This window comes from Rhizobium leguminosarum bv. viciae USDA 2370, assembly GCF_002008365.1.
In the GTDB taxonomy this organism is placed as follows: domain Bacteria; phylum Pseudomonadota; class Alphaproteobacteria; order Rhizobiales; family Rhizobiaceae; genus Rhizobium; species Rhizobium leguminosarum.
Genome location: NZ_MRDL01000051.1, coordinates 692,199 through 713,124 on the forward strand (window position 1 = coordinate 692,199; position 20,926 = coordinate 713,124).

The 20,926-nt window shown below is 58.2% G+C and carries 25 protein-coding genes and 1 tRNA gene; 17 read left to right on the plus strand and 9 right to left on the minus strand.

Features of this window, described 5'->3' with window-relative positions:
• The first annotated feature begins 59 nt into the window (after positions 1-59).
• A complete protein-coding gene (locus tag BS629_RS30140; protein WP_018242079.1) occupies positions 60-887 on the plus strand; it encodes a transglutaminase-like domain-containing protein in 828 nt (275 codons plus the stop codon).
• An 18-nt stretch (positions 888-905) separates the two neighbouring features.
• Here BS629_RS30140 and BS629_RS30145 read toward each other — a convergent pair whose 3' ends face one another.
• Both BS629_RS30145 and BS629_RS30150 read right to left on the minus strand, forming a co-directional pair.
• A complete protein-coding gene (locus BS629_RS30145) occupies positions 906-1,127 on the minus strand; it encodes an alkylphosphonate utilization protein (RefSeq protein WP_018242078.1) in 222 nt (73 codons plus the stop codon).
• 574 nt (positions 1,128-1,701) lie between these two features.
• Positions 1,702-2,427, minus strand: coding sequence for a 3-keto-5-aminohexanoate cleavage protein (locus BS629_RS30150; RefSeq protein WP_018242077.1), 726 nt, complete (start codon positions 2,425-2,427; stop codon positions 1,702-1,704).
• Positions 2,428-3,308: 881 nt separating this feature from the next.
• On the opposite strand from BS629_RS30150, the gene BS629_RS30155 reads away from it, so the two are divergent.
• Complete coding sequence (locus tag BS629_RS30155) at positions 3,309-3,641, plus strand: hypothetical protein (protein WP_018242075.1); 333 nt, start codon at positions 3,309-3,311, stop codon at positions 3,639-3,641.
• Positions 3,642-4,399: 758 nt separating this feature from the next.
• On the opposite strand, the gene BS629_RS30160 is transcribed toward BS629_RS30155, so the two are convergent.
• Both BS629_RS30160 and BS629_RS30165 read right to left on the minus strand, forming a co-directional pair.
• Positions 4,400-5,644 (minus strand): tyrosine-type recombinase/integrase, encoded by a 1,245-nt coding sequence (locus BS629_RS30160; RefSeq protein ID WP_077988705.1) that lies wholly within the window; start codon positions 5,642-5,644, stop codon positions 4,400-4,402.
• Entirely contained in the window at positions 5,637-6,287 is a 651-nt protein-coding gene (locus BS629_RS30165; protein ID WP_077988706.1) for a hypothetical protein, read from the minus strand. Before BS629_RS30165 ends, BS629_RS30160 begins: the two co-directional genes overlap by 8 nt.
• Before the next feature lie 168 nt (positions 6,288-6,455).
• On the opposite strand from BS629_RS30165, the gene BS629_RS30170 reads away from it, so the two are divergent.
• From BS629_RS30170 to BS629_RS30220, 11 genes are all read left to right on the plus strand, one after another.
• Entirely contained in the window at positions 6,456-6,674 is a 219-nt protein-coding gene (locus BS629_RS30170) for a hypothetical protein (protein ID WP_077988707.1), read from the plus strand.
• A gap of 192 nt (positions 6,675-6,866) precedes the next feature.
• The gene (locus BS629_RS30175; protein ID WP_077988708.1) at positions 6,867-7,136 is read left to right on the plus strand and encodes a hypothetical protein; all 270 of its coding nucleotides are present in this window, start codon (positions 6,867-6,869) and stop codon (positions 7,134-7,136) included.
• Entirely contained in the window at positions 7,126-8,364 is a 1,239-nt protein-coding gene (locus BS629_RS30180) for an AAA family ATPase (protein WP_077988710.1), read from the plus strand. Before BS629_RS30175 ends, BS629_RS30180 begins: the two co-directional genes overlap by 11 nt.
• 201 nt (positions 8,365-8,565) lie before the next feature.
• Positions 8,566-8,826 carry a hypothetical protein gene (locus BS629_RS30185; protein WP_077988711.1) on the plus strand — a complete coding sequence of 87 codons (261 nt, stop codon included), beginning with the start codon at positions 8,566-8,568 and terminating at the stop codon, positions 8,824-8,826.
• 69 nt (positions 8,827-8,895) lie between these two features.
• Entirely contained in the window at positions 8,896-9,219 is a 324-nt protein-coding gene (locus BS629_RS30190) for a hypothetical protein (protein ID WP_077988712.1), read from the plus strand.
• 89 nt (positions 9,220-9,308) lie between these two features.
• Positions 9,309-10,334 (plus strand): phage major capsid protein, encoded by a 1,026-nt coding sequence (locus BS629_RS30195; RefSeq protein ID WP_077988713.1) that lies wholly within the window; start codon positions 9,309-9,311, stop codon positions 10,332-10,334.
• 15 nt (positions 10,335-10,349) lie between these two features.
• Positions 10,350-10,547: a hypothetical protein gene (locus BS629_RS30200; protein ID WP_077988714.1), complete on the plus strand. Its 198-nt coding sequence runs from the start codon at positions 10,350-10,352 to the stop codon at positions 10,545-10,547.
• Positions 10,544-10,753 carry a hypothetical protein gene (locus tag BS629_RS30205; protein WP_077988715.1) on the plus strand — a complete coding sequence of 70 codons (210 nt, stop codon included), beginning with the start codon at positions 10,544-10,546 and terminating at the stop codon, positions 10,751-10,753. The genes BS629_RS30200 and BS629_RS30205 overlap by 4 nt, the downstream gene beginning before the upstream one ends.
• Before the next feature lie 239 nt (positions 10,754-10,992).
• Positions 10,993-11,253 (plus strand): hypothetical protein, encoded by a 261-nt coding sequence (locus tag BS629_RS30210; protein WP_165422532.1) that lies wholly within the window; start codon positions 10,993-10,995, stop codon positions 11,251-11,253.
• A 127-nt stretch (positions 11,254-11,380) separates the two neighbouring features.
• A complete protein-coding gene (locus BS629_RS30215) occupies positions 11,381-12,163 on the plus strand; it encodes a hypothetical protein (protein ID WP_077988716.1) in 783 nt (260 codons plus the stop codon).
• Positions 12,164-12,341: 178 nt separating this feature from the next.
• Positions 12,342-13,793, plus strand: a complete 1,452-nt coding sequence (locus BS629_RS30220; RefSeq protein ID WP_077988717.1) for a HEPN domain-containing protein — start codon at positions 12,342-12,344, stop codon at positions 13,791-13,793.
• 48 nt (positions 13,794-13,841) lie between these two features.
• On the opposite strand, the gene BS629_RS30225 is transcribed toward BS629_RS30220, so the two are convergent.
• The 3 genes from BS629_RS30225 to BS629_RS30235 form a co-directional block, all read right to left on the minus strand.
• Positions 13,842-14,369, minus strand: coding sequence for a hypothetical protein (locus BS629_RS30225; RefSeq protein WP_077988761.1), 528 nt, complete (start codon positions 14,367-14,369; stop codon positions 13,842-13,844).
• 52 nt (positions 14,370-14,421) lie between these two features.
• Positions 14,422-14,509: transfer RNA gene (locus BS629_RS30230), tRNA-Ser, on the minus strand.
• A 439-nt stretch (positions 14,510-14,948) separates the two neighbouring features.
• Positions 14,949-15,266, minus strand: a complete 318-nt coding sequence (locus BS629_RS30235; RefSeq protein ID WP_018242074.1) for a hypothetical protein — start codon at positions 15,264-15,266, stop codon at positions 14,949-14,951.
• Positions 15,267-15,575: 309 nt separating this feature from the next.
• Between BS629_RS30235 and BS629_RS30240 the strand changes: the two genes are divergently transcribed.
• Positions 15,576-16,631, plus strand: a complete 1,056-nt coding sequence (locus tag BS629_RS30240) for a type I restriction endonuclease (RefSeq protein WP_020493390.1) — start codon at positions 15,576-15,578, stop codon at positions 16,629-16,631.
• A gap of 234 nt (positions 16,632-16,865) precedes the next feature.
• Positions 16,866-17,192 (plus strand): GYD domain-containing protein, encoded by a 327-nt coding sequence (locus BS629_RS30245; protein WP_018242072.1) that lies wholly within the window; start codon positions 16,866-16,868, stop codon positions 17,190-17,192.
• A gap of 93 nt (positions 17,193-17,285) precedes the next feature.
• Here BS629_RS30245 and BS629_RS30250 read toward each other — a convergent pair whose 3' ends face one another.
• Both BS629_RS30250 and BS629_RS30255 read right to left on the minus strand, forming a co-directional pair.
• Positions 17,286-17,489 carry a hypothetical protein gene (locus tag BS629_RS30250; RefSeq protein WP_018445297.1) on the minus strand — a complete coding sequence of 68 codons (204 nt, stop codon included), beginning with the start codon at positions 17,487-17,489 and terminating at the stop codon, positions 17,286-17,288.
• A 116-nt stretch (positions 17,490-17,605) separates the two neighbouring features.
• Positions 17,606-18,115 (minus strand): hypothetical protein, encoded by a 510-nt coding sequence (locus BS629_RS30255; RefSeq protein WP_018242070.1) that lies wholly within the window; start codon positions 18,113-18,115, stop codon positions 17,606-17,608.
• A gap of 395 nt (positions 18,116-18,510) precedes the next feature.
• On the opposite strand from BS629_RS30255, the gene BS629_RS30260 reads away from it, so the two are divergent.
• Both BS629_RS30260 and BS629_RS30265 read left to right on the plus strand, forming a co-directional pair.
• Positions 18,511-19,605 (plus strand): septal ring lytic transglycosylase RlpA family protein, encoded by a 1,095-nt coding sequence (locus BS629_RS30260; protein ID WP_018242069.1) that lies wholly within the window; start codon positions 18,511-18,513, stop codon positions 19,603-19,605.
• Between the two features lie 71 nt (positions 19,606-19,676).
• The gene (locus tag BS629_RS30265; protein WP_018242068.1) at positions 19,677-20,870 is read left to right on the plus strand and encodes a D-alanyl-D-alanine carboxypeptidase family protein; all 1,194 of its coding nucleotides are present in this window, start codon (positions 19,677-19,679) and stop codon (positions 20,868-20,870) included.
• Positions 20,871-20,926: the final 56 nt, after the last annotated feature.

A 20,926-nucleotide genomic window follows, 5' to 3' on the forward strand; every position in this document is an offset into this window, starting at 1 on the left:
GCGCGATCAGCGTTCCCTACTCACCTCTGCCAATGCGGAGACGCGACAAGGAAGCCACCATGAAGATACGCGCCGGGTTTCATCTGGGCTACGAATGCATGCAGCCAACGCCAATGCTGCTCGTCCTCAATATCCACCCATCCCGTCGTGCCGATCTTCTCAGCGATCAGATCCTGACATTCGACCAGCCGATCGAGGCCTGGAGCTATACTGATGTGTTCGGCAATGCCTGCAGCCGGATCGTCGCCCCGCCGGGCCTGACGACGATCTCGACGGAGTTCGAGATCTACGACAGCGGTCAGCCCGACATCGTTCCCGACGATGCCGTCCAGCACGCGATCAATGACCTGCCAGATGATGTGCTGGTCTTCCTGCTTGGCAGCCGCTATTGCGACACCGACAGGCTTGCCGATTTTGCCTGGGCCACATTCTCATCGACGCCGCTCGGCTGGGCGCGCGTCCAGGCGATCTGCGATTTCGTCCATGACCACATCACCTTCGATTACCTGAAGGCGGACGTTCTCCGGACCGCGCATGGCGGCTTCACCGACAAGGCGGGCGTCTGCCGCGACTTTGCCCATCTCGCCATCGCGCTTTGCCGATGCATGAATATCCCAGCCAGATATTGCACGGGCTATCTCGGTGATATCGGCGTTCCGATCGATCCCAATCCAATGGATTTCAGCGCCTGGTTCGAGGTGTTTCTCGGGGGGCACTGGCATACGGTCGATGCCCGCCACAACACGCCGCGCATCGGCCGGATCCTGATGGCGACCGGGCGTGACGCTACCGACGTCGCCATGTCGACGGCCTTCGGCCCGGCAACGCTTTCCCGCTTCGAGGTGATCACCGAGGAACTGCCGCAGGAGGCACTCAAGGACGATTGATGATGGGCAAGGGAGATCCTATGCCTTCTTCAAAAACTCGGTTTTCAGTACGAGGCCTTTGACCTGCTTGGTGTTACACTCGATCTCACCAGGATTGTCGGTCAGGCGAATGCCCTTGACCAGGGTTCCGCGCTTCAGCGTCTCCGAAGTTCCCTTGACCTTGAGGTCCTTGATCAGCGTCACGGAATCGCCGTCTTGAAGCTGAGTCCCGTTGCTGTCCTTTACAATGATGTCGGCCATGATGTCCCCGCAGTAATTCAAAGTGCTGCAGCGTCCTTTGCGCGTCTGAAAAGACGCACAGCGCTGTCGTGATCCGGACGGGAAATCATGTTGGCATGGGATAGTCAATGCGAAGGGGCCGGCCAGGCTGATCTTCAGTCCTACCCGACCCTTCTTCAATCAACTGATGCGCAGGCCTCCCGAACGCCGGCGATCCCTTACCGGCTGCGCTCAGTGCGCGGGGATAAATGAGCCCGGCGCTCATCCGCCGCAGCAAGCTCAGACCAAGGTCCGACCTGTCTCGGACTTCATGCCCATACTAACGCTTCGGCCGCTGCCATAGATTTTGCGCCGGGGCGGAGTTTGCGGAGTTTTTGCTGTGACTAAAATTATTGTCGCCGGGATGATACTGGCACCGCTTATCTTCTGGGGTTCTATTGGCGTCCTCATATACTCGTATTTTTCGTGAATATTTATCAGGCGCCCCGAATTCCGAAAACCGGAAAGCTTCTATTCAGTTGTCATGGTTCTAGTTCGCGAGCAACGATCGGCCGGGATCAAGGGGACCGACGACGGCGAAAATTCGACGGTGGGATCAGTTCGATTGGCCGCGGAAGATTGCAACGGCCGCAGCGACCAATGCGGCGTTGTCACTCGCAATCGTTCCATCCGGGAGGTGCTTGCCATCTTCCAGGCCGATGCGGGTGGAATAGTGCCGCTCACGCGCCGATCTGACGAAGGGCCAGACAGTCCCGTCGAAACCGTGCAGAAGGATCGGCCGATTGACGCGGCTGCGCTCGAGTACCTCGATGATGCCATCCCTGATAGCGCATGCGCGCTGCAGATCCTGTTCGTCGTCAAGCTCGATCAACAGTCGAAAGACCCGCTCATGATCTTCGAGGCTGGTGTAGCGCTCCGCATCGGCGACCGATGCCAGCCCGACTTCAATCCCGACGCCCTTCTGCCGGAGTAGCTGTATGACACCAGGCGCATCGTCTTCCGACAGGTTCACCGACGCATAATCCGGCAGAACGCGCCAGCAGCGGATGCCTGCCCGCGTTTTCTCCCGATCGCCTTCGATCCAGGCGCCTGTGGACACACCGATCAGCGTTCCCGGACAGGCGCGGCGGATCGCGCCAAGCGTGTCGTCTACGGCGGTAAGGCTCTCCTTGCCGTCGACTCCGCGCGGATGAATGTGGAGCTCCGCGGCACCCGCCGCGACCGAAGCGGCGGCATCGCGCACCATGGCATCGATCGTCAGCGGAATGAGCGGATGGAAATCCCTCGGCCGTGCGCCGTTGATGCAAGCTTGAACGATCATAAGGGAGCCTCGCGCTTGTTGGGCCGCTTAAGACACTGGGTATACCAAAATCTGGAAAATTCGAAGAACCTTGGCGCCGCCGCTATCACGGCTGTTTCCCCTGCTATCGTTGCAGCCCCAGTGATATCAAATCAGCCGAGATAGGCGGCTGCTGGTTCTGGCCCAGGATCAAGCTGCGCGAACGCCGAGAACCTAAAGCGGCGCAAGGTTGCCGTGTCATGTCAGGACGTCTTTACGACTCCGGCTCAGAGGACGGCCACGTGATCTCGTGGCAGCGACGTGACGTCAATCTGCCGCCCGACCCCATTCTTGAGTTAATGGCAGTCGCGTCCTGCCGCAGCCTGTACATCATCTCATCATCGACGCAAAGGTCGCCGGTCGGTCTTGGTCTTCTCGCGTTGCTCCAGCCGCAATGCGGACGTTATTTCCCAGCCTCGCCGTTCACGGAGAACTCGATCTCACGCCACCAATGACAATGGTGTGGCGTTTGTAGCGGTGCTGGCGATAGCCGGCGTCTGGTTGGCGGCTCGACCTGCATAGAGACAGGTCGAGCTCCTGAAGATCCAAACTGCCGGGCTAACAAGGGAGCGCCTGGCGGAGCGCTACAGGATGATTAGAGACGCAATCAAAGCATTGGAATGGGACCAGTGGGTACAGGAGCATCGATTGCATCCCGGCACGCCGGTAGACAAAGATGCTTTCGTGGAGGAGATGCTGGATACTTTTCGTAATCGAAAGAAAAGGCTTCACTTTGGTTTGTGAAAGAGGTGGCTAGACGCGGCGTTACAAGCCGCCGCGATGGCTAGATCAAGGCAGCGCCCATCCGTTCATCCTAGGTTAATGCTTATTAACCCAGGCTAGACGCCTGAAAGGATGCGCCGATGATGAAGAAACTTTTTCCCGCACTTGCAGCCGTAGTCCTGGCTGCATCTTTCGCCCTGCCGCTAAACGCCACACCGATCGTCGTGCCGAAAGCAGTGCCAATGCACGCCGCCGACATCGAGCAGGTCAAACACCGCAGCCATGGCAAAAAGCATGCGAATGGCCACTGGAAGCACCGGCGATACGCTTACCGAGACTGTCGGTATTACGGCTCATGCTACCGTCCGCGGAACTATGGCTATCCCCGAAATTATGAATACCCCCACTACGGCTATCGCGACTATTACCCCTACCAACGTAGGTCAGGTGTGAGCCTGTATTTTAATTTCTAGCCGTCCGCGCAGGACGACGAGAAGTACGACACGGGCATCAGAGGTCGTTATTTCGGTGCCGATCCGTCCAGTCGATCATCGGGGCGACAGCAAAACGGAAGCCCTCCCTTAGCGCTGTCAGCCTCACCCTCGGGCGGGGCTTTTTTTGCTGTCGGCGCCAGCAAAGAAAAAGGTCGGGGCGAGTGCTCGCGCCGACCCTTCTTTGATTGCATCAGCACGGTGCCAGTACATCCGTGGTCACCAGCAAAAGCTATCTGATGGACTTAATCTATTCGCCTTGTAAATTTTTGCAAGGATTAGGGGGTGCCGATTTAGGGCTAGGTGAGGGAGGCCCAATACCCACGGTACGACGAGAAGTACGACTTAACACGAAGTCACCTTGTTTCTGGGCCGATCCGTCCAGTCGATCATCGGGGCGACAGCAAAACGGAAGCCCGACCACTGCGCGCCGGTTCCGCTTAGATGGCATCCTATCGTTATGATAAGCGTACAACTTTTGGGCAGAAAGCGGAAATTATGCAGCAAATTCAATGTTGCATGGCGGAAGAGGTGGGATTCGAACCCACGGTACGGTTTCCCGCACGCCGGTTTTCAAGATTACCGGCAGCATTTGCGCCGTTTTGCAGCTTGTTGCAAAAATTGGCGTAACTTGCCGAATTCCTTAGGCTTTTCTTCGCATCGTTTTTCGAACGTCGCGTCGATTTTTATCGCATGGCGGGGCATTACACACCGAATGGGCGCAGATTTGGCGCAGATTTTCACGGTCTTTTTTCCGCTCTTTCGAGGCCGGAAATAGCCTTGAATTGCGCGCCCATAGTATCAGCCGCAATCTGATCCCGTCCTGGCGATTTATGGACATAGCGCGATAGCGTGAATGCCACCGTTCCGTGGCCCAACCTATCGGCCACCGCTCGAACATCGAGCCCGCTTGCGACCAAAGCGGTGGCCATTCCGTGCCGGTACCCGTGCGTCGGCATCACCCCGGTTACTTTCGCAAGCCGCTGAAACTCGCGCATGCGCGTCGTCAGCGTTCCCGGCTTCAACGGACCGCCACCAAACGTAGTGAATAGCAACAGCGGTTCCCTTGAATATCCCTTGCCCCATTCCAGCGCCATTGCGCCGATCGTGGCTTTATGGCGTTTCAACATTGGCAGGAGCTCGGCGGGAAGCCGCACGGTTCGCAATGAGCCTTTGGTCTTCGCCTTGTTCTCACGCATGATTGGTGCGCCGTCTTTCGCCGCGACAACGGTGCGTCTGATGGCCATGTCCCCGGTTTCCATGTCCACGGCGTCGAACGCCAATCCCAACACTTCGCTACGTCGCAATCCGCATGTCAGAAGGATGGCAACCAACAGGTCATAGCCCGGCCACTTGCCGCTATCAGACGCCTTAACCGCCTCAGCAAAGACTCGCCTGGCTTCCTCTTCGCTCATGACAGAAATCGGCCGGCGATCGGGCGAGGGGGCGTCAACCATTGTGAACGGGTTTTCAGTGACGAGGCCCCACCTGTGCGCCTGTTTGAAGGCGGCCGAACCGCAGCGATGAAGATGCAGCAAGGTTTGCTCTGAAAGCGGTCGCGTTCCCTTGTCCTTGCTATTCCTTGGACCTTTGCGCGACACCCCGCCGGAAACCCGCAATGTGGCAAATGCTTTATCGATGTGCCAAGGCGTTATGCGATCCATTCGCAAGCTGCCCAGTTCACGGGAGAGCGTATTTAAGTTGCGCTCATATGCGACAATCGTGGTGGATGCCAGCTTCGGCTTGCTTCGCCAGTGCTCCATAATACGCTCACGAAATTCATCGAATGTTAGTTTCGTTGGATCGCTGACCGCCCGCTTTTCGTTCTGCAGTTCCATCTTTGCAGCATATTCGCGCGCCGCCGATTGTTTTGAGAACGCTTTCGTCTTTCGATGGCGCTTGCCTTTGGAGTCGTAGACGCTCCAGTCCGCCTGGTAAAAAACCTTGCCGGTCGATGGTTCGACCCGGCGCCTGACACTAGCCATGGTTGTTCCTTCCTTTCTTCGCTTCGGTTGATGCAGCTGCTCGGCAAGACGGGCTGCAATACATGCTGCCCCGCCGCTTGAGTTCGAACCAATCTCCGCAGTGCTGGCAGATGGCCATTGCGACTTGGTCCTCAAGGTGAAGGACAGCGCTCGCAACCATGTAGGCGCCCAGGTCTTTGGGGATGATATGCACGTTCAGGCCACGGCGCACACTCGCGCCGATTCTGATCTCGGCGACATGCGGAACGAAGGTAACGTCGAACATCGGCGAGGCGAGCAACGCCTCAATGATGTGGCCGTTGTCAAAGTTGGTGCAGAGGCTGGTTGGCGGTATGATCGTCGTCCAGCAAGAAGCGGCAAGTTTCAGCAAGCCGGAGAGGTATTTCCAACCGCCGGTGTCTCCCTGCGTCGTCGGCGACAACAGGCCGAACGGGTCACCGCGACGACGTGTGAAGTCGAGGATTGCACTGGGATCATCGAGATTTAGGTCGGAAAAATTGCGCCACCAAGCGGCTGGACCGACAAGTTCCAGCGGCCGACCCTTGCCGCCGGTCCTGAAGGCAAAGGTTTCGCCGGTCTGGCCGACGATTTCCGCAGCAGGCCATGCGCGACCTTTCCAAATTAACTCCCCGGCAAATTGCATCCCTGATCCTCGCTCCGCGTTATTGCGCATCTTGTCGCAGTATATAACGCAGAATTTAAGCGAAGAAAATATAGGTATTGCGGATATCGGAGGCTTTTGGCATATTTCACTTCGTTAAAGGACACTATGCGGCGAGGCGGGCTCGACCGGCTAAAAAGGAGGAACCAGATGATCAAGAGCCAGCAGAAGCAACTCAAAAGGCACGGTCCGGGATATTCGATTGCGGCGTTCGCCAGGGCGAGCGGCCTTCCATATCGGCGCGTCGAGCGAGCCGTTGCGGCGGGGGAAATCAATTGCGTAGAATTGGGCGGCGTTAAGCGAATTCCGGAAACTGAGCTGCCCCGCGTGCTCCGCGCTTACGGCATCGAAACGGTACCCGCAGAATAGAAAACGGCCCCGCCGCGCTGGTGACGCGAAAGGGCTCGATCAGACGCTAGAAGGTTCTCTTGGACGAGTTCGAAATTCTAGGCTGACCCTTGCCCTGCGTCAATTTGGCGGCGGTTTCCCAGGTGGAGACCGTCCATGATGAACCGACCCCCCGGCATTTCGAGGGTCAGCAGTTGCCGGCCCGAAGCTGGGGTGGCGAAGGTGATCGCCGACAAGTCCGAGCACCAACTCGACCGTGCCCGCCGCCACAAATGGCTGCTCGCGCACATCCGCTCATCGCGCGCCGATTTCACACGCGAATTTGAATCGCGACGCCGGCTGTTGGCAACGCTTAAACCGCTGGCGCCCTCCGATCCATTCGTTGCTGATATCGAAGCGGCGTGGCAGCGTCTTTCGGCCGATTACCACAAATTCCGGAACGTGAACCACTCTCCTGCGAGGAAGTGGCGCCATGGCAGATGAATTCTGGCCGGAGTTCCCGGACGATCTTGCGTCTAGCCCCGAGGTCGGGTCGCGAGAGCGGTACCGGCGGCGAGACGACGGCGGCGACAGCAACGCCAAGTCAAAGCCCGATGATCGAAGCGGAAACCAGCAGCCGCCGCAAGAGGAAGACCAGCCGCTTGAACCGCTCGAAACCTTCTCGATCGCCGACTTCGCCGGAAAGCCTGTTCCCGAACAGGAATTCCTCGATCGGCGGCAGATGTTCCCTGCCCGTAACGTCACGCTGTTACAAGGCGACGGTGGCACCGGCAAGTCGCTGCTCGCCATGCAGCTTTGCATGGCTGTCGTAGGCCGCAGCACATGGCTCGGAATCAGCGTCCGCCACGGCGCGGCGCTCTATGTGTCCGCCGAGGACGACAAGACGCAAAACCATATCCGCGCGGTCGGGATTGCCGCTGCCGAAGACCTCGATCTCGCCGCCATGTCAGGACTGCGGATCGCCGGCCTCGCGGGAGAGGACGCGACGCTGGCGATCGAGGACCGCAAGGGCCGGCTCTCCGTTACCTCGCTTTTTAAGCGCCTCGAACTAACGCTCGCGAACGTCAAACCGCAGATCGTCGTGCTCGACAACCTCGCCGACGTTTTCGGCGGCAACGAGATTTCGCGCTCGCAGGCAAAACAGTTCATCGGCATGTTGCGCGGTCTCGCGATCCGCTTCGATTGCTGCATCCTGCTTCTCGGGCATCCCTCACTCACCGGGCTGAATAGCGGTTCGGGGACATCTGGCTCGACCGGCTGGTCGAATTCCGTTCGGTCACGGCTCTATCTGTACAAACCGACCGACGAGGATGCGGATGAGAAAGGGCGTGTGCTTGAAATCATGAAGGCGAACTACGCTTCGCGCGGCAATCCGATTAACCTGAAGTGGGACATGGGCCGCTTCATCTGCACCGACAAGCCGGAACGGGCGGGGTCGGACATCGGTAAGGCGGATCGCGCACAGCGCGTGTTCATGCGGTTGATGCGCGCCGGTCTTGAACATGCGCAGACGTTTTCGCCATCCATCAGCGCCCGCACCTATCCGCCGACGCAGTTCGCCGGCAGCAATGAAAGAGAGGGCGTAAACAAGCGCGAATTCGAGCGCGCCATGCACGTTTTGCAGGACAGGGGCGACATCAAAACTGTCGTTCGTCATCCCGGAACAAGCCGGGAAAAGACCCTACTGGTGATTGCAGATGAGAACGGCTGATTTTCTACCTCAGGTAAGCCGCGCACACTGCTATGTCGCTGTGTGCTGCACCCCCACCTATCCGTTTGTTTTTATTGCGCAATCGCCGTGTGGTGCACACCCACCCTATTACTACGTAATACCCCCGCCTCGCGGGCGGGGTTCATTTACGTAGGAGACGGCAATGCCGGAGCCGCGATCCGGCGAAAGAGGAGAATGAAAATGACACCAGCTGAAGCCTTACAGATCGTTTCGACCCGCCTCGGTAAACCGATGGTCGATCGTACCGACGCTCTCGTCACCAAAATCCAGCAGCTTCAAATGAGGAGCCCGCACAGTAGCGTGATAGCCATGCTGCCCAACTTGTTGGAGGCGTTCGACGACTTAACGCTGGCGGAGTTTGCCGGGGCGGCGCGCGCTTACGGGAGGCGAATGCTCAACGAAGCCGATGCGATGGACGAAATCGTCCGCAGACTGAATTAGTCAAAGTGAAGAGTTGGCCGCCCCGGTCTTTAAGGGTCTGGGCGGCAATCCCCCAAGGAGGAGGCGATCATGACGGGCGACGATGCGCTTGCCTTAATCGACAGTGCTATCGCGGCCTTGCGGCGCTTGCGAGAGCGGGTGGCGGAAGCGGCGGAACCGGCGCCGGCCCCGGCAAGCGATCTCGATGACATCCGCCAGGCCGCAGCCGACATGGGTATTTCAGTGTTCTCAGGCACAGTCTCCGAACCTGACGCGGCGAGACTTCTCGGTCGATCTTACTTAACGTTGCGAAACCGTCGCTTGACCGATCAGCCTATCCCGTTCGAGCGCGTTGGTCGCAGCGTCCGATACAGGCTCGAAGTGCTCGCCAAGCATCGTGGAACCGGTACGTAACGAACCGGAAAATCGGTACGAATCGAACTTTCGCGACCACGTCAAAGCGCCGATCCTTGAGCAAATCATTCGAATGCAGGATCGCCACCATGGTTTCCGTTGAAATTCTTCCAAAGGGCATGACCTTCACCCGCATGGCGCTCGCCAAGGCGCTCGGTGACGGTGACGATTTCAATGCGGCTGGGATAGCGGAGGCGCGATGGGGCGCTTCGAGCGCACCGGCACGAATCCTTCGAGCGGTCGGCGCCGGCACCTATGCAGATATGGGCGGTGAGTTTAGAGCTGCCGTAACCGAATTTTTCTCCGTCGTCGGGCAACTGTCAGTTCTCGGGCGCCTAGCCGGGATTCGCCGCGTTCCGCTGCGGACGCGCATGCTGACCGCCACCTCGGGGGTATCCAGCTACTGGGTTGAAGAGGGCAGACCGAAGCCGGTGAGCAAGATGGCGTTCACGTCCGACTCGCTCGCCTCGCTCAAGGTCGCCAGTCTTGCTGTCATCACGGAAGAGCTTGCAACGTCCTCTGATCCGGCGGCCGAAATCGTCATCCGCCGGGACATGATGCGCTCCATGGCCGAAGCTATCGACGCGGCACTGCTCGACCCGGCAAATGCCGGTTCTGCCGCGTCGCCTGCATCGATCACAAACGGCGTTACGCCGATTTCCGCTGGCACCGACCCCGCCGCCGATCTCCGACTTCTGATTGAGAACTTCGCGGGCGATCTGGAGTCTGCAATCTTCATCATGATGCCGAGCGTGGCGGTTTCACTCGCTTCCGCCGACCGGCCGGGCATTGGCCTTCGTGGCGGCGAACTGCTCGGTGCCCCTGCTGTCACCTCTCGTTCGGCACCTGCTGGCGCTATCATCCTTGCGGACGTGTCGGCCCTCGCTCTTGGTGAAGGAGCGAGCGAGATTCGCACGAGCCGTGCGGCCACGATTGAAATGCTCGACGCCGATCTTGTCCAAGACGCCACAACCGGCACCGGCACATCGACGGTCAGCCTCTGGCAGTGCAACGCGCTCGGTATCCTTTCCGAGCGGGAAATGAACTGGGAGGTTCAGCGAGCTGGTGCGGTCTCGATGATCGCTGGCGCCGACTACGCGCCGGTCGTCAGCTAATCGGAGGTCATGCAGATGGGCACGTTCAACGGACAAGAATTCGGCAAGGAAGTCGTCGCTATCGTGACGGATTATCTCGAACGGACCTTGGCACCCATGGCGGCTCGGATCGAGCAGTTGGAAAGCCGCCTGCTTCTTGTCGAAGGTCAGGTCGGTGCGACCAAGGCCAAGCCGACTATCCGCATCGCGGCGGGCTCGGGACCGGCAACATGATGACGGTCTATGACGTCCAGCAGATCGATCCTGAGCTTGTCGAGGGCGGCAGAAGCGTTTGCTTTTACGCTTGGTCGGCCGACGACGATCTTACGCTTGTCTGGTCGATCACGTTGCCGATGATGGTCCAGGAGGACGCCTTCGAGGACTTGTTGGTGGAATGGCGCCGACTAGGATGGTTGCTGCTCAAGCGGCAGAGTGATTGAGCGCGGAGCCGGCAAATGTCGCACATGTGCGACGTCTCGCAGCCGTCAGTGAAGATCACCGGGGGGGGGTGGGGCCAACGCCAAAATAGCCGCCGTCAGAAGGCCCGCGCGCATTCCCACGGCCGGATTTTTTTCTCGCGCCAGAAAAACATCGCCCAAGGATAAGAGACTTTTTCCCGTGTGTGGATATGAAAAACTCCAGACCTACCCTTGGCCGACCTAGGCACAACCGTACGCCTGTGAATTGCCGTGTCGTCCGTGTTCTTGCCGAACACGGTATCCCGCAATTCCAAATCGCCCGTGTCCTCGATATCGACGAAAAAACACTGCGATTGCACTACCGGCGAGAGCTTGATGTCGGCGCCGCTCGCCTTGAGGCGGCCCTCGCGTTGCGTCTCTATGCGATTGCCGGCGGCAAGGGCGCGATCGCTCTCCGGGCTGCGATCTTCATACTGAAGGCGCGTTTCGGATGGTCGCCGTATTTGCCGCCGCCTCGCTGACTTAAAGTGCGCCCAGCGACATCCCCTTATTGCTCGTCTTGCCCTTGGCCGTTGATCCGGCCGGGTCTGAGCAGAAATTGACGGCCCACCCTTGGTTGTGAGAGGTTCGCAGCAATGGAGGCTTGCAATGGCTGCTTATGATGAAGCGTACGAACGCTCCCGCAATGCACTGGACAATGCGCTTCTGGTCATGGGTCGCACAGTGCCGAGGCCATCTATCGTTCGAACGGCAATGGGAGAGGCGTATCGCTACAAGGAGCAGTCTCCACAGCAAGCGCTGGTCCTCAAGTGTGTACGGATGCTTAGTGCCCTTAAGGCGCTAAGAGCACTCCTGGCGCGGGGGTTAGTATTGGACGCCGGATCAATGATGAGGATATCCGACGAGGTCGGCTCCGACATCATGTTCATTGCAGGTCCGATATTGTTTAATCATCCACCGGAGGCTCGTCACACGCAGTTCCTTCAGGAGCTATTCCAGGAGGAGCTCGGGCCAAGAAATCCCTTACCGTCACGGATTAAGAGGGACCGCGTTAGCCGCAGACACATGAGGGCATACATCGCCAGAACATTTTCGGCAGCTGACGGCGATACCAGCACGGTGGTGGCTGTAACTGAGCTTATCGACGGGGTGTTCTCCGGCTTCATCCACGGGGCAGGCGCTCATATAATGGATTCGTTCGATGGCGTAGACTTCCACACAGAATTGAGCCAGAGCAGCCATCCCCTCGCTGACATGAAGGACCAATTCAGCCACTATATCCAGAGGACCATTATGGGCTTCTGCTTCAGCGCGAAGGCGATGGGGCGAGAAGACGTGTTTCAAGCCTTATATACGCTCAACAGCGAGCTATTCGACGAGTATGGCGAGCTTATACGCCAAACGGCTGCCCAAAGCCCCCTTCGCTCTTGATCCCTTCCGCCGCTTATCCATGACGTTGGGTTTATGGCCGCGCTTTGCCGCCTGTGGGGACGGCCAGTGCGAGGTCGGGCTTTGGCCGGGGAAAAGATAGCAGGAGGGAAAACAGCTTTTGTAAATGGCCTTAAGAAAAGAATACGTTCGCCTGAAGAATCTAGCGAGGTGAGTCGTAGTGGACGAGGCGGCAGTCGAGCGTGTGAGATCGCTATACCGGGCTTTTGAAGCCGCCTTCGACGAACTGCATGCGGCCGTCCTGGAGAAGATTGAAAACCCAGACCAATATTTCAGCCCGCATCACGACTATCCAATCTTGTCTCCCGTGGATAGCGGATTCCCAATTTTCCATGAGCATGGCTTCTATTCGGATAATGCGCCGAGAAACTACGTCGGAGTGTTTCGGCCGTTGTCAATCCTCGGCGCACTTACGCACCGCCATCCCAAGAAGGAATTCCCCGAAGGCGCAAAGCTCATCTCGCTGCTCAAAGGAAGTGAGTTTGGTAAGCGGCTCCAGCTAGACGAGCCGTTCTCGGGGCATGATGTCGATCGGATGGTCGCTACAGCGGTCGAGCGGTACCTGCACGTCTATGGCACGGGTCCACTCAATCCTGATAATCGCCGAAAAGTGCTTCGCCCTATCTTCATGGGCGTAATCCGCGACGATTACCCCGTGACCGTGATGGTGCCGATCGCGCTAACCCACTTCGCGGCAGACCGGTTTCCGCTCAGCGGAAACGCCTATGTCGCCCGCATCCCCCGTGGCCTGCAGTTGGCTCGTTCTCGCATCGACCGTCGTGGCTCCGGAGCGGTGGCTGGCGTCGTCAGCGCGGCGACCCATGCATACGTTTCGACTGACTGGAGCCTGCCGGCGTCAACCATTCGAGGAGTGCGAGATGGACTCAATGATCCATCCCAAAACGTCCTAGAAGAAATCGACGTTTTTTTCGCGGCCCTTCGCGCCGCAACCGGTGCAATTACGGGTTACGCTCAGGTCTGCATGGTGCCGAGGCGGTGGTCCGTCGGTTACTTCGTAGATCTTCCGCCGGTCTTTGGCGCGACCTACCGCCGCTATCCAAATAGCTTCGACAATTATGGCTGGGCTGGCGTCGGTCAGAGTGTGGTTACAGCACGGGAATTGGAAGACGTTAGGAGGCTCTACAACCTCATCCTTGGACGGCGGGAAGAGAGGGTCGCGATAGCTCTCAAGCGACTGAACAGTTGCATGACGCGAGACGACGCCGTGGACGCGATTCTTGACGCGACGATAGGCCTTGAAGTGCTCCTCGGTGACCAGGAGAATCAAGCGCTCTCTTACAAGCTCCGCTTACGTGCGGGAGCGCTAGCAAGACACAGTGGAACGCGAAAACCATCAGACGTCGTTGCGAGCGTAAAAAAAATCTATGAAGTCCGGTCAGCGATAGTCCACGGGCTGAAAACCAAGAAACCGAAAAAACGCCTCCTGGAACCCCAGGCGGAACCATATGTTGCTGAGCGTGCGATGGCGGCGGACATGTTGCGATTCGTCATCGACATCTTGCTTGAGCATCCAGTCTACTTGGATCCGCTAAAGATTGACGCGGACCTGCTAATCGAGCCAGCATTGCCCGAGGGGCAGGGGCTGCGCTAAGGTCGAGCCGCGGCGCGGCCGGCATTCCTCTAGCGGCAAAGCGGGACATCAACGCCGGGTGGACAGGTTCCAGAATTCACAGAGCAGATCGAGGTATTCGCGGAGGTCGCGGGCGGCTTTCAGCTTGGCCCGCTTGCTGGCACCTGGGCCGACGATTTCACCGAGGGAATAGCCCTCGCCACATATCCGGGATACCAACCAGTAGCCCTTCTCGCAAAGCAGAGGTCGGATGCGCCGAAGCTCCTCGGCCGCGTGCATCTGGCGGTGACCGATCGGGTCCGCCTGACCGCCGCCGTCTACCGGCTCGCGGCCGTAATCGATCCCCCGCGTGCTCCGGCACACGGCTTCCCATAAGGCGCGGAACCTCGTCGCGGCTGCGAGCTGAGCGGCGTCGATCCGGCCGCGTGAGGCCAGCATCGTGATAGCGCTTTCCTTGAGGTTGACGATCGCCGGAACCGTTCGCGGGTTACTCGCCTCACCGTCATGCGCCGGGGAGTAGTACGGATTCGTGATCGTCACCGCCCGCAGGGAGCGATGCGGATCGGAGGACGGCGTTCTTTTCGAGGAGACGGGCATGTCGCCGAGAATGACATAGCTGGGCCGAACCGTCACCCTGCTGCGTTCGGATTGGCGGATGGAGTGGGATTCGAACCCACGGAACCTTTCGGTTCGCTGGTTTTCAAGACCAGTGCCTTAAACCACTCGGCCATCCATCCGCATTGCGATTCTGCGCCAGATTGCAAAACTGGCGCAGATTGGGCGCAGATTTTTTCTGAATGCCCTTGAAAACAAACGATAAAACCGAAATTTTATCTAATTTTCAAGACCGGTTCCTTAAACCACTCGGACACTCTTCCATCTGCTTGAAAAGGTGGTGAAATCGACATTCTGTTGATTTCTGCGAACCGGCTATTGCGACCGATTTGCTACCCAATCACTCGATGGCTGGCTTTTTAGCAGCTTTGATAGCAGCGTCAACTTGCTCTGCAGCATTTGCCAGCACTCCCGGCCTCACTTGCGAATATAGGTCGAGCGTGGCTCGGCACCAAGCTGGGTCGAAGAGGGAGCCAACCCACGTCTGCCGCACTGTGGAGGCGCGCTTTGACCTCAACCAGACGGCGAGAAGACGCTCCGTTGCTGACTAAGAGCTCCTGCTTAGTTGCCTGCTCTCGTATTGAAATCATTGACGGCCTGGCTGTGATCAGAACTGAGCCTTTCAACTTCATTCTTGGCCTTGCTCGCAACGTCTTGTGCCTCAGTGGCCTTGCTCCTAGCTTCCTCCGCAGCTTGCTCCGCCTCATCGTCAGCTTCATTGATTTCTCGTAGCTTGCAGTCAACGAAGCTCTCAATCTCCGATTTGAAGTTCTCGACATTGCGTTGGCAATTGTCGAAGTCGTATTGGTCATCAAATCTGCCGGACCCGTTCACGCATGATGGTGCGGTCGGCTCAATATGCCCAAGCTCGGTCTGCAACTGACACGCCGATCAGCATGGCCAATGCTACAATCTCAAACTTCATGATCCCCCATCGTTAACGCCGCCGTTGTAGCACCGGATCTGAAATAAAGCGCTGAGGCTGCAAAAGGTACCGGACGCATCCAATCCCCGCTCATTAAGTCGGTGTCTTCTGCATCTTGAATGGAGATCTAGGACTGGCAGGAAAGCTTTTTGTCGATAACCACCCGATCGCGCATACAATCAATTCGTCATTTGCCCCGCAATTCTGGATTGACTGGAATTCGTACTTCAGCAACTCTTCCTTTTATAACTGCTGGGGGAATCATGAGCACGATAGAAGAAAGTCTGCGCGCGATATCTGAACGCGTGAAATCGCATTCAAGCACCATGGCTACGGAAGAAGCCGTAAAGACAGCCGTCGTGCTGCCTTTCCTTCGGTCCTTGGGCTACGATGTCTTCGATCCAACTGAGGTGGTGCCGGAGTTCACCGCCGATGCCGTCGGGAAAAAGGGCGAGAAGGTCGACTATGCGATCAAGATCGATAACGAGATCCGCATCCTGATCGAATGCAAGCCGATCTCAGTGTCACTCGACAAGAAGCACCTCGATCAGCTTTACCGATATTTCAGCGTAACCAACGCGAAATTCGCAATCCTAACTAATGGACGGACATTCAATTTTTACACCGACCTCGACGCTCCCAATAAACTCGACACTAGGCCATTTTTTGTTTTTGACGTGACAGACTTCAGTGCTGGCATAGTCACCGAACTACGAAAATTCGAGAAGTCCGCATTTGATGTTGCGGCGATCCTGGCGACGGCCGAGCGCCTGAAATACACCTCCGGTATAAAGCAGGTAATCTCCAAGCTGATCGAAGAGCCGACCGATGATTTTGTGCGCACCGTTTCTGGCGGCGTCTACGAGGGCCGAATGACCGCACAGGTCAAAGAAATGCTGACCGGCGTTGTTAGGACAGCCTTTCGTGAAGTCATTATGGACACCGTGAAGAGTAGGCTTTCCAGTGCCCTCGCTGACACCGAGGAGGTAATTGAGAAGATCGATACGCCCGTCGAGGAGGAGCCTGATGTCGTAACGACAGAAGAAGAACGCGAGGGCTATATGATCGTGAAGGCAATTGTCCGCGACACCATCTCTTCGAAGCGCGTAATCATGCGAGACCAAAAGTCCTATTGCGGTATCTTGATCGACAACAATAACCGCAAACCGCTCGCTCGACTTTGGTTCAATCGATCGGTCAAATACATCGGTCTATTCGACGGCGAGAGTGAGGAGCGGCTAATCGTGGATAGTCTTGACCAGATCTATGACTACAGCGACCGGCTTCGGGTTACGGCCAAGAAATACGCAGATTCGTGATGGGATGGGTTTTCTGGCCATCCGGTAGGCGTCTACTACCGCTTTTCCCGTAGTTATTACGTCCTCAATGAATGCAAGGCGACATCCCGTCCCTCATTCGCGCGACACGTTCGCTCAGTCTCTGCCTCTTTGCGAAACGAAACAGGCAGGGCGGCCTGTTCCGTACATTGGAAATGACTCGCGTTCGCCCCGGCTTGAGCGTTTACTGTGTTGTTCTGGCGGAGGAAACGAACCATGGCCATGTATCTCACGCGCTTCAGCTACACGCCCGAGACGTGGGCGCGAATGATCGAAAACCCCGAGGATCGCCGAGAGGCGGCACGCAGTTACATCGAGTCTGTGGGCGGAAAGCTCCATGGATTCTGGTACGCCTTCGGCGAGCGTGATGGTTGGAATCTGTGGGAGGCGCCTGACAACGTATCGATGGCGGCAGTCGCGCTTGCTATCGGTGCAGGAGGCGCGCTCAGCTCCATGGAGACCACTGTCCTCCTCAGCGTCGAGGATACGATCGAAGCCTTGGAAAAGGCGAAGTCTATTCGGTATCGTCCACCGGCAGCGTAGGTGGCGGTCCACCGATGTGGAAGAAGTGTTTCGCGCGTATCACGCGTTCCCCGGCGCAAGCTCTCCGTGAATTGCGCCGGAGACATGAGAGAGCTAGCCCCCGTCGGATCCGAGGCCCTTCGGACCGTTGAGCTGGTTCATATCCTCGCAGAGAGAGCGAACCGCATCCATCGTCACGGCGAGTGCCGACATCAGGATTGCGATGTCGTTGTCTTTATCTGGTTGGGAAAGCGCGAGAGATCGGGCATGCAATTGTTGGCTGACCGTGTCGAGCTGCGTCAGGGTTTCATCGTTCATGGTGATCCTCCAAAGGTCTAAACCTTCAAAGCCTGCGGCGGCCATTTCGTTCCCATACAGCCACGAAGAGTCAAATACGCGATCCGCGTTGCATCATAGCCAGTCGGCGGGGTGACCTACCCATTCGGCTTGCGCAGGGGTGGAAGCCGCAGGTAGGGATTTTGGGGATCGTAGGGTCCCTTCGGTTCACCCTTGCCGGCCTTTACCAGATTGGGCACCAGCTTTCCCTTCGGCCCGAAAATATAGTCGATGCCGGCGCAGAGATGGGCGAGGGAGCGGTAGTTGAAATATTTGAACCAGTCGTCGGCAAGGAAGGCGGCTTCGTCCCACGTCTTTCCGCGGATGCGGTCATAGCCGGCCCGCTGCAGATAGGCTTCGCCTGTTCTCCTATCGACGGCGGCACCGAGGCATAGGTTGCCGGCGATCAGCGACAGCCTGAGCACCTTGAGGGTTTCGGCATCCTTGTTCGGCAAGGGTTTCAAGGTCTCCGCAAGATAAAAATTCGTCGAGGGATCATTGGTCATCGTCTTGCGCCAATAGGCGGGGAAACTCTCCGTGGCGGCGCCGACCGCCGATGAGGCTGACATCACCACCAACAAGATCAAGCTTTTGAAAATTCGGCCCATTCTCATGCCCCCAACCCGCGATGAGCGTGCATAGCGTCATATCGCCGGGATAGGCAAGGAGTGCCGGACTGCCGCTCGCGAAATACGCGCAGACCGTGTTTCAATATGGAGCTTTTGGGGCATGCGGAAGCGCCCAGATGTTCACCATATGCCCCGCATCGGCACGATGATTTCGGGCCTCATTGCGGCGGCGGAAGGGTAGGCGGAAAGGGCTCGCGTTAGTGATTTATAAACCATAATCATTAGAATTGTCGCTATCGCTGCGAAATCGTTCGTAAATTTGCCATGAACTTAACAAGATTAAAGCCTCGTTAGGCGGGTGGGGATAAGGCGTTATTGGCCCAGGATGGGGCAAGGTTCCTTAACCATAACGATCTTTGAGCGGCGTGGGACATATGAAACTGGAATACGGGGCGGCGTCTTTCGCAACGACAGCACGGTGGCTGGCGATCTCGGCGATGTGTGCAACGGTTGCGGCGTGTGGCACGACGCAGGCAGTGCCGAAGAAAAAATCCCACGGCAAAGAATATTTCTCCGAATCCGAATATGGCGTGAAGGCGAGCCCGCGGGTCGCCACCGGCAACAATATCCCCAAGGGCGGCGGCCGCTACATCGTCGGCAACCCCTACGAGGTGAAGGGCAGGTGGTACTACCCGAAGGAAGACTTCGCCTATAACAAGGTCGGCGTCGCCTCCTGGTATGGTTCGGCCTTTCACGGGCGTCTAACGGCGAACGGCGAAGTCTACGACCAGATGCATCTTTCCGCCGCGCATCCGACCTTCCCGCTGCCGAGCTATGCGCGCGTCACCAATCTCGAAAGTGGCTCCTCCGTCATCGTGCGCGTCAACGATCGCGGCCCCTATCACGAAGGCCGTATCATCGACCTTTCCAACAAGACGGCCGATATGCTCGATCTGCAGCACAGCGGCACCGGCAAGGTGCGCGTGCAATATGTTGGCCGCGCCCGTATGGACGGCCACGATATGCCCTATCTGATGGCTTCCTACGTGCCGAAGGGCAGCCGTATTCCCGGCGTCAATCCGGAAGGCCAGATCGCAACCGGCGTGATGGTCGCCTCCAACAGCCGCAAGATCACCCGCGACCAGCTGCAGAGTTCGGAAGATTACGAGACGCCGGCCAACGTGCCGGTGCCGATGTCGGCAACCTCCTATGCCGGCTCGACGCCGAGCGCACGCTACAACGCAGCACCCGCTCTGGCACCGGCTGCCCATGTTCTGGTCGCGCCATCGCCGCCGTCCTTCAACAATGGCGCGCAGGCCATGGATCAGATGGTCGTACTGCCCGAGATCGGTCCGATGCCTTATGAGCGGCCTCATAATTCGCTGGCGCTCGGCTACCAGGACGAAGAGGTGAAGACGGTGACAGTCGATCTCGCTTTCGATGCGGTGATGGTGCGCAATGACGGGCTGACGCAGGATTCGATCCTTGCGGCAGCCAAGCGTCATCAGGCCAAATCCGTCGCGCGCTGAGCATGGCATTGCATCGGATTCTCGCTGGCTCTAACCTCTCGACATACGCCGCTCCATAAATGGAAATTGCGATGCTGAAGCCTGCGCTTCGCCTGCTTGCATGCCTGATGCCGTTTGCCACCGGCGCGTTTGCAGCCGATGGCGGTGCCGCCGGTTTCGCTACCAAGGCGGCGCAGGCCTATATGATCGAGGCTGCCACCGGCACTGTGCTTCTCGCCAAGAACGAGGACCAGGGCTTTTCGCCGGCTTCGCTCGCCAAGCTGATGACGATGGATCTCGTCTTCGAGGCGGTGACGAAGGGCCAGATCACGCTCGATACCGAATATCCCGTTTCCGAATATGCCTGGCGGACGGGCGGCGCGCCGTCGCGGACGGCAACGATGTTTGCCAGCCTCAAATCGCACGTGCGCGTCGAGGACCTGATCAAGGGCGTCGCCATCCAGGGCGCCAATGACAGCTGCATCATCCTCGCCGAAGGCATGGCCGGTAGCGAGCAGCAATTTGCCGTGTCGATGACGCGCCGGGCCCACGAGCTCGGCATGGAGAAAGCTGAGTTCGGCAATTCCACCGGCCTTCCCGACGGCAAGAGCAAGGTGACGGCGCGCGAAATGGTCACGCTTGCCGCGACCCTGCAGCAGACCTATCCGAACCTCTATCCCTATTTCGCCCAGCCGGATTTCGAGTGGAACAAGATTTTCCAGCGCAACCGCAACCCGCTGCTCGGGCTCGATCTCGGCGCCGATGGGCTGGCGACCGGCTTTACCGAGGGCGAGGGGTATTCGATCGTCGCGTCGGTTGAGCGCGACGGCCGGCGGCTGTTTCTGGCGCTTGCCGGCATCGATTCCGACAAGGAGCGGACGGAGGAGGCCAAGCGGGTGCTCGAATGGGGGCTGACGGCCTTCGAAAACCGGCAGATCTTCGCCGAGAAGGAAGTGATCGGTGCCGCCAGCGTCTATGGCGGCACGGCACGCACCGTCGATCTCGTCGCCAAGGCGCCGGTCAGCGTCTATATTCCGATCAGCAATCCCGACCGGCTGTCGGCGCGCATCATCTATCGCTGGCCGCTGACGGCGCCGGTCAAGCCGGATACCCAGGCAGGCACGCTGAGGATTTTTGCCGGCAGCCGGCTGCTCAGGGAAGTGCCGCTCTATACCGTGCAGGCGGTCGGCGAAGGCTCGCTCAGCAGCCGGGCGGTCGACGCCGTGTTGGAACTCGGCGAATCGCTGTTCTTCTCCTGGCTCTGGGATAAGTCCGCGCCCGGCTAAAAGCCCGGTCCTTTCATGCAATTTGCCGGGAAAGGTGAATATGTCGCCGCGGCAAA